This is a genomic window from Adhaeribacter aerolatus (assembly GCF_007991635.1).
In the GTDB taxonomy this organism is placed as follows: Bacteria; Bacteroidota; Bacteroidia; order Cytophagales; family Hymenobacteraceae; genus Adhaeribacter; species Adhaeribacter aerolatus.
Map to the genome: position 1 here is coordinate 1 of NZ_BJYS01000085.1, position 1098 is coordinate 1098.

Sequence of the window (1098 nt, forward strand, 5' to 3'; positions counted from 1 at the left end):
AAAAAAGCAGGAGGTAAGATGAGCAAGCTGAAAGAAAAGATACAGTTAAGTGCAGCAGAAGTAACAGCACTTAAGTTGCTTGTGAGCAAGGGCAAGCACCCAGTGCGGAAAGTGAAGCGGGCACAAATACTACTCAAGTTAGATGAACAGCAAAGCCATATAGCTATTGCAGAAGCCGTAGGTGTAAGTCTGGCAACCGTATACAATATTCACGACCGCTACTTAGCCGGTAAGCTTACTGCTCTGGACGAAAAAGCACGGACAGGTCAGCCACGGAAAGTAACGCCGCCGGTAGAAGCTGCCGTAACGCGTATTGCCTGTAGCCTGGCACCGGAAGGAAAAGCGCGCTGGACCGTTTCCCTTATCAATGAAAGAATAGTGAAACTAGGCTACGAGCTAAATGATGAAACAGTGCGGCTAATTTTAAAAAAAGCAGGCTTAAACCTTGGTTGAAGAAGCAGTGGTGTGTTGGCAAAATAGATGGGCAATATTTAGCCAACATGGAAGATGTGCTGACCCTATATGGGCAGGAGCCTACGGCGGGAAGAGCAAGAATATGCTTTGATGAAAGACCTTGTCAGCTGTTGGGTGAAGCAGTGGCTCCTTTACCTATGAAAGCCGGAAAGCCTGAAAAGCAAGATTATGAATACACACGACAAGGTACGGCGGTCATCCTTTTAGCCTATGATATAGATACCGGGCAACGGTATGTTCAGGTAAGACAGCAACGCACTAAAAAAGATTATGCCGGGTTTATGGAATGGCTGTTAAAAGAGCATTATTCACAGGTAGAACAAATAGAACTGGTGCAAGATAATTTGAATACGCATACCTACGGCTCTTTCTATGAACATTTGCCTGCTGTGCAGGCCAGGGTATTAGCTCACAAGCTCAACTTTCATTTTACACCGAAGCACGGAAGCTGGCTCAACATGGCTGAGATTGAGTTCTCGGTCTTAGCCCGAGAATGCCTCAATAGAAGAATAGCCACTATAAAAGAACTGGAGAAACAGGTGCTTATTTGGGGGGAGCAACGCAACAGAAAAGCTTCTAAAATACACTGGAGCTTTACGGTTAATGCCGCCAGAGAAAAGCTGG

At 45.7% G+C, this 1098-nt stretch carries 2 protein-coding genes; both read left to right on the forward strand.

Annotation, left to right across the window (positions count from 1 at the left end; all coding sequences use genetic code 11):
• Positions 1-453: helix-turn-helix domain-containing protein (locus tag AAE02nite_RS26090; RefSeq protein WP_218033566.1), on the forward strand; the 453-nt coding region annotated here is incomplete at its 5' end.
• Positions 450-1098 (forward strand): IS630 family transposase (locus tag AAE02nite_RS26095; RefSeq protein WP_146905868.1); only part of this gene is annotated, 649 nt, incomplete at its 3' end. The genes AAE02nite_RS26090 and AAE02nite_RS26095, both read left to right, overlap by 4 nt.